General features: G+C 37.2%; 11 protein-coding genes. 2 read left to right on the top strand and 9 right to left on the bottom strand.

Annotated elements, in window-relative coordinates:
- Positions 1 to 241: 241 nt before the first annotated feature.
- The 6 genes from AC1DPQ_RS07655 to rpsL all read right to left on the bottom strand — a co-directional run bounded on the left by AC1DPQ_RS07655 (position 242) and on the right by rpsL (position 4,572).
- Positions 242 to 517 carry a hypothetical protein gene (locus AC1DPQ_RS07655; protein ID WP_477586376.1) on the bottom strand — a complete coding sequence of 92 codons (276 nt, stop codon included), beginning with the start codon at positions 515 to 517 and terminating at the stop codon, positions 242 to 244.
- A gap of 124 nt (positions 518 to 641) precedes the next feature.
- The gene (locus AC1DPQ_RS07650) at positions 642 to 935 is read right to left on the bottom strand and encodes a hypothetical protein (RefSeq protein WP_477608654.1); all 294 of its coding nucleotides are present in this window, start codon (positions 933 to 935) and stop codon (positions 642 to 644) included.
- A 51-nt stretch (positions 936 to 986) separates the two neighbouring features.
- Entirely contained in the window at positions 987 to 1,292 is a 306-nt protein-coding gene (rpsJ, locus tag AC1DPQ_RS07645; protein ID WP_008244591.1) for a 30S ribosomal protein S10, read from the bottom strand.
- A gap of 137 nt (positions 1,293 to 1,429) precedes the next feature.
- Positions 1,430 to 3,544, bottom strand: coding sequence for an elongation factor G (gene fusA / locus AC1DPQ_RS07640; protein ID WP_029278633.1), 2,115 nt, complete (start codon positions 3,542 to 3,544; stop codon positions 1,430 to 1,432).
- 129 nt (positions 3,545 to 3,673) lie between these two features.
- On the bottom strand, positions 3,674 to 4,141 hold the full coding sequence (gene rpsG / locus AC1DPQ_RS07635; protein ID WP_029278632.1) for a 30S ribosomal protein S7: 468 nt from the start codon (positions 4,139 to 4,141) through the stop codon (positions 3,674 to 3,676).
- A gap of 17 nt (positions 4,142 to 4,158) precedes the next feature.
- A complete protein-coding gene (gene rpsL, locus AC1DPQ_RS07630; protein ID WP_029278631.1) occupies positions 4,159 to 4,572 on the bottom strand; it encodes a 30S ribosomal protein S12 in 414 nt (137 codons plus the stop codon).
- Positions 4,573 to 5,103: 531 nt separating this feature from the next.
- On the opposite strand from rpsL, the gene AC1DPQ_RS07625 reads away from it, so the two are divergent.
- Positions 5,104 to 6,009 carry a prohibitin family protein gene (locus AC1DPQ_RS07625; RefSeq protein WP_477579650.1) on the top strand — a complete coding sequence of 302 codons (906 nt, stop codon included), beginning with the start codon at positions 5,104 to 5,106 and terminating at the stop codon, positions 6,007 to 6,009.
- Between the two features lie 23 nt (positions 6,010 to 6,032).
- Positions 6,033 to 6,605: a rhodanese-like domain-containing protein gene (locus AC1DPQ_RS07620; protein WP_477579652.1), complete on the top strand. Its 573-nt coding sequence runs from the start codon at positions 6,033 to 6,035 to the stop codon at positions 6,603 to 6,605.
- A 13-nt stretch (positions 6,606 to 6,618) separates the two neighbouring features.
- Here the strand turns inward: AC1DPQ_RS07620 and AC1DPQ_RS07615 are convergent, their stop codons facing one another.
- The 3 genes from AC1DPQ_RS07615 to AC1DPQ_RS07605 all read right to left on the bottom strand — a co-directional run.
- Entirely contained in the window at positions 6,619 to 7,077 is a 459-nt protein-coding gene (locus AC1DPQ_RS07615) for a hypothetical protein (protein WP_477579654.1), read from the bottom strand.
- Positions 7,078 to 7,080: 3 nt separating this feature from the next.
- A complete protein-coding gene (locus AC1DPQ_RS07610; protein ID WP_477608652.1) occupies positions 7,081 to 8,481 on the bottom strand; it encodes an aryl-sulfate sulfotransferase in 1,401 nt (466 codons plus the stop codon).
- A gap of 100 nt (positions 8,482 to 8,581) precedes the next feature.
- Positions 8,582 to 10,018: RagB/SusD family nutrient uptake outer membrane protein (locus AC1DPQ_RS07605; protein WP_477608650.1), on the bottom strand; the 1,437-nt coding region annotated here is incomplete at its 5' end.

The following is a 10,018-nucleotide window of genomic DNA, read 5'->3' as shown; positions in this document are numbered from 1 at the left end:
GACATATATCAATATATTAATGCAGGACGTCTTGTAAATTGGCGATAAGTTCTTGAAATTTGCAGCGCTGTAGGATTCGCGACAAAGATTAACTAAAAAAATCAGAGACTAACGATTTAAGAGCATTTGCTTCTTGATTAACGCATTTCAGTTGTGGAATCCTAATTAATTTCCATCTACCGGAAAATGCATAAATTTTATAAAGGGATTATTCTGTATGGATAATCTCTTTATAATTGGATTATAAATCTTTTCCCATCAAACCTTTCTCGTTATTCTTGTTTCTGTTTCCAATGTCTTCACCCTGACTTAAATTCGAATTATTTAAATTTTCATTTACGGCGTGTGTAGGATCATTTTCTGTTTTCAATAAATGCGACTCATCTGGCTGATCTTTACGCTTAAAATCGGCACGTTTATGTCCATAAGTAGCCTCTCCATTATCCCATTCAATACCCTCCTCATTCCGGTTAATCTCCGAATTAGGATCGACATTTTTATTTTCATTCATTTCCATAGCCATTTTTTTTGTAGATACCTCTTATTTAAACAATTGGTACAATAAAAAAGTTTACTTCCGACATTAATATATAAATCGCAGCCTATTGTCTCTTTAACCGAACCCTAGCATCCATTTGCGGCTACTGTACACCTTTACTTTGATCTATCTCTGTGCTACTATCCAAATCATCTTTGGTCGATCCATTTTCATCACGATGCTTTGGCGGATTTTCCATTCTGCTTTCTTCCAGTTCAGAAAAATCACCGCCTTTTTGATTGGCCACTTCCCCATGTGAAGAGGGGTTTTCTTTCAATTTTTCTTTAGGATCCGCAAAATCCTGTCCTTCAACTGGTAATCCTTGGTGCGTTTTATCTTCCTTAGCCATATCAGTACAACCAGCTAACGTTGCTTTTGTTTTGAAATTTGAATGCATAAAAAAAGGCCTCGACTTGCATCGAGACCTTTTCTGTTCTTTTAAAATCAATTAAACTTTGATTTCAACTTCAACACCGCTAGGTAATTCAAGTTTCATTAAAGCATCAACTGTTTTAGAGTTAGAGCTATAAATATCCAATAAACGTTTGTAAGCGCATAATTGGAACTGCTCTCTAGCTTTTTTGTTTACGTGTGGAGAACGTAAAACAGTAAAGATTTTTTTCTCTGTAGGAAGTGGAATTGGTCCACTTACAACTGCACCCGTAGGCTTAACAGTTTTTACGATTTTCTCAGCAGATTTATCTACTAAGTTGTAATCGTAAGATTTTAATTTAATTCTGATTCTTTGGCTCATCTTATTTTTAATTGTGGTTTCCTGTTAGAGCTATTAACAACAGAAACCGGATTTATCTTTTTAGTAGCAAGTATTTAGTATCGGGTATCAAGACTGATAATCCATCTTGATACTTGATACCTTTATCTTAATACTAATTAGTCTTCAGATTTTACTCTTCCTTTAGATTTAGCAACTACTTCATCCTGTACGTTTTTAGGCGCAGCTTCATAGTGGTCAAATTCCATTGTAGAAGTTGCACGGCCTGAAGTGATTGTACGTAACTGCGTTACATAACCAAACATTTCAGAAAGCGGCACAGTAGCTTTAATTACTTGAGATCCATTACGGGTATCCATACCTAATAATTGACCACGACGACGGTTCATATCACCGATAACATCACCCATGTTTTCTTCAGGGGTTAAGATTTCGATTTTCATGATTGGCTCCATCAAAGTAGGTTTACATTTAGGTAAAGCTTCACGATATGCCATACGGGCAGCAAGCTCGAATGATAAAGCATCTGAATCGACTGCGTGGAATGAACCATCAATCAAACGTACTTTCATATCAGGAAGCGGATAACCAGCTAATACACCATTAGCCATTGCAGCAGCAAATCCTTTTTCTACTGAAGGGATAAACTCACGTGGAATTGAACCACCTGTAATTTCGTTTACGAACTGTAAACCACCTTTTTCAAAATCAGCATCAATTGGTGAAATAATAACTTGGATATCGGCAAATTTACCACGACCACCAGATTGTTTTTTATAAGTTTCACGGTGTTGAGTCGTACCAAAAATTGCTTCTTTGTAAGCTACTTGCGGCGCACCTTGGTTAACCTCTACTTTAAATTCGCGTTTTAAACGGTCAATTAAAATATCTAAGTGTAACTCACCCATACCAGAGATAACCGTTTGACCAGTTTCCTGATCAGTTTGAACTCTGAATGTAGGATCTTCTTCAGCTAATTTAGCTAAGCCCATACCTAATTTATCAACATCAGCTTGAGTTTTAGGCTCAATAGCTAAACCGATAACTGGCTCAGGGAAGTTCATAGACTCAAGAATGATTGGGTTTTTCTCTTCACAAAGTGTATCACCAGTTTTGATATCTTTAAATCCTACTACCGCAGCAATATCACCAGCAGCCACATTAGGCACAGGGTTTTGCTTGTTAGCATGCATTTGGAAGATACGAGAAATACGCTCTTTACTTTCTGAACGTGTGTTATACACGTAAGAACCAGCTTCTAAGTTACCCGAATAAACACGGATAAAACATAAACGGCCTACGAATGGGTCAGTTGCAATTTTAAATGCTAAAGCTGCAAATGGCTCATTAATGCTTGGTTTTAATAAAACTTCAGCACCTGTATCTGGGTTAGTACCTGTTACACCTTCTGAATCAAGAGGTGAAGGCAATAATTCCATCACGTAATCCAACATGGTTTGAACACCTTTGTTTTTGAAAGATGAACCACAAACCATAGGAACGATTTTAGCATCTAAAACAGCTGCACGTAAAGCATCTAAAATTTCGCGCTCAGTGATTGAGTTTGGATCTTCAAAGAATTTCTCCATTAAAGACTCATCATAATCAGCAACTGATTCTAATAATTTCTCTCTCCACTCAGCAACCTCATCTAACATATCTTCTGGGATTGGCACTTCAGTAAAGGTCATACCTTTATCATGCTCATTCCAAACGATACCACGGTTGTTGATCAAATCAACCACACCTTTAAATCCGTCTTCAGCACCGATAGGTAATTGCAATGGAACTGCATTACTACCTAACATATCTTTAACTTGTTTAACAACTTTTAAGAAGTCTGCTCCAGAACGGTCCATTTTGTTAACGAAACCGATACGGGCAACATTATAGTTGTTAGCCAAACGCCAGTTGGTTTCTGATTGAGGCTCAACACCATCAACTGCAGAAAACAAGAACACTAAACCATCTAATACACGTAACGAACGGTTTACCTCTACGGTAAAATCCACGTGTCCTGGTGTATCGATAATGTTCATGTGGTAAGCCTGACCTCTGTATTTCCACTCAACCGTAGTTGCAGCAGAAGTGATCGTGATACCACGCTCTTGCTCTTGTGCCATCCAGTCCATTGTTGCAGCACCTTCGTGCACTTCACCAATTTTATGACTTACACCAGCATAATAAAGAATACGCTCGGTTGTTGTAGTTTTACCTGCATCAATGTGAGCCGCGATTCCAATATTTCTTGTAAATTTTAAATCTCTTGCCATGTTATGTTTTTGATTTATCTGATTTTAAATGATTACACCGATTATGTTAAAACAAATCGGTGTAATTTATCTAATCAGTATAATCTTCTAATTAAATCTGTGTAATCTTACTAATCTGTTAATTCTAAATTAGAATCTGAAGTGAGAGAACGCTTTGTTAGCCTCAGCCATTTTGTGCGTATCTTCTTTCTTCTTAACAGCAGCACCTTCACCTTTAGCAGCAGCTACGATTTCACCAGCTAATTTCTCTTTCATGGTTTTTTCGCCACGTTTACGAGCATATAAAATTAACCATTTCATACCTAAAGCTGTTTTACGCTCTGGTCTAACCTCAGTTGGAACCTGGAAGTTAGCACCACCAACACGACGAGATTTAACCTCTACAGCTGGCATAATGTTAGTTAAAGCACGTTTAAAGATCTCTAAACCGTTTTCACCTGCTTTTTTCTCAGCAATTTCAACAGCATCGTAAAAAATTGAATAAGCGATAGATTTTTTTCCATCGTACATCATATTGTTTACAAAACGAGTTACCTGAACATCATTAAATTTTGGATCAGGAAGAATAATTCTCTTTTTTGGTTTTGACTTTCTCATTTCTTATTTCCTCCCGATTATTTCTTTTTACCTTTTGTTGGTGCCGCAACTACCTGTCCTGGTTTAGGACGTTTAGTACCATATTTAGAACGACGTTGGTTACGACCAGCTACACCTGATGTATCTAATGCACCACGGATAATGTGGTAACGTACACCTGGTAAATCTTTAACACGACCACCACGGATCAATACGATTGAGTGCTCCTGTAAGTTGTGACCTTCCCCAGGAATGTAAGCATTCACCTCTTTACCGTTCGTTAAACGAACACGGGCTACTTTACGCATTGCTGAGTTTGGTTTTTTAGGGGTAGTGGTGTACACACGTGTACATACACCTCTTCGCTGTGGACAGCTGTCCAACGCTGGAGACTTACTCTTGAACTCCAGTGCTACTCTACCTTTTCTAACTAATTGTTGAATGGTTGGCATTGTGCTTTTTTATGTTTTTTTATTAAAAAATTTACCGCTCCCCCGGCATCCTTGCAGATAGCCCATAAAACGGACTGCAAAAGTAGAACAATTCTTTTTAAAAATCAAGGGGTTAGCGTAAAAAGTTTTCAGTTGGCAATTATCAGTTTTCAGTTGAAGATTAAGGAGTTGCAAATTTTCTTTCTGATCATCGTCATTGCGAACCGAAGCGGAAGAAATGGCGATGGCGTGAAGCAATCTTTCTCGCCATAATATTCGGGCCCTCTTAGCATCATTCCATAATTATAAACTGTTATTTGGAAAGCAGTTTCAGCAATTCTTAGGCTGGGTTCGGCCCCGCCAATGTTACAAGCTCGTGAAGAATTCGCTTTCCACGTATATCGGGTTTAGTTAGCAAAGTAAACCGATTCTATTAACGTTCTAATTTTCCCCAGCCCATTTCTATATGCTTTAAAAAGCCTAAAACCACACATGCTTTAATTCCATAAAAGGTTGCATTAAATACCTATCTTTAATAAAAATCTAAATTATATGTTCTTAAGTATCGTTGGAATTATTATCATTTTTGTTGGTTTTGCGGTATCAAACCAAAATAACGTTATTGGCCGCTACAGCAATATCACCAAAATTATTGGTGTAGTACTGGTCATTATCGGCTTATCTTTCTCTATGTTTAAAGTTATTGATGCTGGTGAAGTTGGCGTTAAAACCGTTTTTGGAAAAGTAGACAACGAAGTTTTATACAGCGGTTTAAATGTAATTAACCCAATTGCTGAGGTTACACCTTTTGATGTTAAAACTCAAAACTACACCATGTCTGGTGTTCATGATGAAGGGAATAAAGAAGGTGATGACGCACTTCGGGTATTATCTGCCGATGGCTTGGAAGTAGTGATAGACCTTTCTGTACTATTTCGGGTTAAGGCAAGTTCAGCGCCAAATATACTCCGGGAAATCGGGACAGATTATCTGCAGAAAATTGTTCGCCCAGTTTCCAGAACCGCAATAAGAGATAATGCAGTTTCGTATGATGCCGTAGCTTTATATTCAAGCAAACGGGACGAATTTCAAGCTAAAATATTTGCAACTATAAATAAAAGTTTTGCGAAAAGAGGTTTAGAATTAGAACAGCTTTTAGTGCGCAATATTACCTTGCCTGCATCGGTAAAAGCAAGTATCGAATCGAAAATAAATGCAGAACAAGATGCGCAAAAGATGACTTTTGTACTTCAAAAAGAACGCCAGGAAGCCGAACGGAAAAGAGTAGAAGCACAAGGAATTGCCGATTACCAACGGATCCTTTCAACAGGCTTAAGCGATCGCCAGCTCCAATACGAATCGATATTGGCACAAAAAGAAATTGCAAAATCGGCCAACACCAAAGTTATTATTATGGGTAATGGCAAAAGCGCGCCAATTATTTTAGGTGGAAATTAATTAATCTTTTAAAGGTTCGAAAAATGAAAATAAAAATCATCACGATCGTGTTCTGTAACATTGCATGCCTATGTAATGCACAAACTTCGTCAACTATTAAAAGAAAGGCTAATGTAGATTTTGATGCTTACGAAAAGCTCATACCCGAGGTTAAAGCCCATCGTAAAGGTAAGCTAGTAGATTTACCAACATTTTTAAAAATGGCTGAAGAGAAAGGCACCATTATCTTAGATACACGTTCTGATAGTCTATTTAAACGCAAACATGTTAAGGGTGCCATTCATCTAAATTTTTCTGATTTCACACAACAAAACCTGTTAAGGATTATACCAAATGCGGATGCCAAAATATTAATTTATTGCAATAATAATTTTATAGATGATCAGGCAAATTTTGCCAGTAAAGTAGTTGTGCCTGTTTTAATAAAGAAAAAAATAGCCCCAATTTCATTGGCCTTAAATATTCCTACTTATATTAATCTATATGGCTATGGGTATAGAAATGTATATGAGCTCTCCGAACTGGTAAGCACACGGGATAAACGAATAAACTTTGAAGGAACCGAAATCAGAAGTGCTATTATTAAAGCAAGGTGATAAAAGCTAAGTCTTAATTACAATCCTTAAAACTATCTTTCAGAACCTTCAACTGTGCAACTGCAGCTTCTAATTCTTTTGGTGCTTTACCATACTCGTAAGTAATTTTATACTGTTTGCCATCGGCATTAATAGCAATCCACTCTGCACCTCCATCAGCACAATCAGGGCAGCCAATTACTTCTGGCAGGGCCGAAATCTTCTCCAAATTCAATTCTTTTTTGATTGCGTTTATATCAGCTTCGGAGATTGTTTTGCTACAGGTTTTGGTGTCAGCTGTTTGCCCGTTTTTTGATTTAGAAAAAGTAAGTTTCAGGTCGCTAATGAGTAAATTATTGGAACAATAGCCTACACACATGCCAAATGATGATCCATAACCAATACTGTTTAAGGTTTTAATGTCGCCTTTTTTACAGGCCGAAAAAGACAGCATTATTAAAATTGTAAAAATGAACGGTAAAGTTTTTTTCATGTGTTAAGGTTTAAGATAAGGACTTAATTGCTCCGAAGTTACAAATATCCCTCTATATGCGGGTACAGAAGCTTCCATTGTCCACAATAATACACCTTTTCTATCAGTGAGTACAACAATATGTCTTTTAGAACTGCAGCATAATATGTTATCCTTATTAATCATGTAAGCGCTCCCCATGCGGTCGTTATAGATCTGAGGAGGCAGCTGAATATGCATATTTAAACTTGCACTTTGCGTCTGCTCATTTAGCTTAAAAGCATAAGCTCCTGACCGATGTTTTTCTATTCCGTTATCAAAAAACATTAAATTACCTTCTGCATTGATGTGTACGGCATGCGCTTGCGAAAAATTGGTATTGGCTGGCATTTTGATGTTACCTCCCTTGCCAAATTTCCAGATTACCTTACCTGTTTTGGCATCAATTTTCCAAATTTGCCCGTTGTTGTAAAAAGAAATGATGTAGTTCCCGTCTTTATCGTAGTTTAAGCTATTGGCATGCATCCAATCTTTCTTTGTTTTTAATAAAGCCTTATCACTAAAAGGATCAAGACTATCGAATACGCTCCATTTCCAGATCTGTTTTCCTTTTTTATCCATCACCAAGATACCATCTCCATTTATAGTATCCTGTTTACTCCCACCTATGTGGCTCAAATCGGTTATTTTCTGATCAACAAAAAGTGTAACTAACGCCCCTTTTTGGTTTTTTAAAATTTCGTGGTGAATGGTCTGTTTAAAATCTCCCTGGCCTTTTTTTAAGTGTAAAATAGTATCTCCTTCTAAATTGATCTCCAATATCTGGCTACCGTAGCTTGTTGGCTCATCATTGCCACCCAAAATAGAAAGTAAGGTTTTGTCTTTTGTAAAATTGATTACTTTGAAACCTACATTATCAACCATATGGTACCACCTCAATCTACCCTTATAGTCTACGAGATAGGCCATTCCTGGTGCATACCGCTTATTAACCAGAATTAATCCGTTCTTAAGTTCTTTAGGAATTAGTTTATCATCGGCACTTTTTGCTTTAAACTGGTCTTTAAGCCATTCCGGTAAATCGTTAGAAACAAATGTATAAGCTTTACTCGTTTTCTTTGCTCCGTTTTTTACGGTAATAATTTGGTAGCTATAACTTGTTTGGGGAATAATATTGCACAGTACAAATTTGTGATTGCTTTTATTTTTAGATAGCACAGTACTTTCTTTTTTAGCATCGGCAAGTTTGTTAGGCCAGTATTCTACATAGGCATCTAAAGCCGAATTAGCAATTACATCGATCTGTATTTTTAATACATTGTTGTTATGCAGTCCTACCTTTATTTCTTTGATGCTATCGCCCGTATAACATCCATAAAAAGTAAACATTAGCAGTAAAACGACGAGTTTTAAAAAGCACTTCATAAAATTGAAAATATTAAAAGGTTGGATGCGATAGTTTTTAAATAAAAAAGAATATGCAGTTAAAACTACATATTCTTTTTGAGCATAATAAATTATGAAATTATTGTCTGCCAGCGTTATTTAAATTTGGATTTATATTCACCTGGTTTAAAGGATATGGGAAAAATTGATCCCGTGGCATCACAACCGTTGGTGTTTGGCTGGTACGCTTTAAATATCCATTTACAACAGCCTCATACTTGCCAAACCGCATTAAATCGGCTCTTCTTTTTCCTTCATAAAATAATTCCCAGCCACGTTCCTGCAAAAGTGCATCTTTAAGTGTGGTTTGGGTATAGTTTGCAGCTACCAATAGTTTAGCATGTGATCTTCCTTTTACCTGGTTAATAAGATCTATACACTCAGCATTAGGGCCACTTAATTCATTTATCGCTTCGGCTCTACTTAATAACACATCTGCATAGCGGAGAATGTTAACACTATGCCCATCGTAATAGGTATTTGCACCTTTAGGGTCTGCATACTTTGCCGTAGCCACATCCTGCATATAAAGAGTACCTGCCGGAGGGGTTGCTCCAAGCGAGGGCGCTTGCTTGTGTATTAGTTTATCAACACCCAGATATTCAGGGAAGAAAAGTTTTTTCCGGTCATCTGCATCGTCAAAACTGTTGTAAAAATCCCAGGTTACAGCATAATATTGCCACCTATCGGTTAAAACAGGATGCTCTTCTGGACCAAAGTGGTTCAACAGTTCCGTTCCGTTAACATTTGCATCGCTTAATACTGAGAAAATATTTTCTGAACACCATTGATTACTTTCAGCAAAAAGTCCTTCATAACTTGGAAAAAGTGAATAAACCTTTAAATCCATTACCTGTTTGGTTACATCAAGTACTTTTTGCCATTGGTGCTGGCGCAGGTACAATTTAGCCAACAAGCTAAGCGCAGCACCTTTTGTGGCACGGCCAACATCATTAGCAGAATAGAATTTATTATTGGCATAATTAACTGGCAGAGTTGAAGCAATCCCTTGTAAATCGTTTATTAAAAAAGCTTCGATCTGGTCAAGTGGTGTTAAAGCGGCTGCTTCGGTATACTTTGGATTTTCTAAATCTTTTTCTGTGGCTAAAACTACAGGGCCCCATGCATCGGTTAAATCCATATAAGCTACAGCCCTTAAAAACTTAATCTCTGATAGAAACTGGCTTTTTTCTTCGGCTGTTATGGCAGTCATTTTAGAGAGATTATAAATTGCGTTATTGGCGTTCGAAATCAATTTATAGATCTGTCTCCAATCTTCAGCAATCAGTCCATTTGCTGAATTCCACTGCACGTTTGAAAGTTGCCCTGGATCTCCTCCTTTGCTACAATGCCCAACATCAGTTGTTAAATCGGTCAGGGCAAAATGCCTTACCGTCCAATAATCAAAGTTATCGCCTACTGCGGGCCCTTTTAACCTGGCATAAACAGCATTTACGGCTGCAATGGCGTCAGATTTTGTTTTGAAGGCATTGAGACTGGTTAAGCTGCTATACAC

It is taken from the genome of Pedobacter sp. 01T416_2 (assembly GCF_056398925.1).
Note: the sequence above shows the minus strand (reverse complement) of the source record. Positions and strands in the feature narration are given on the sequence as shown.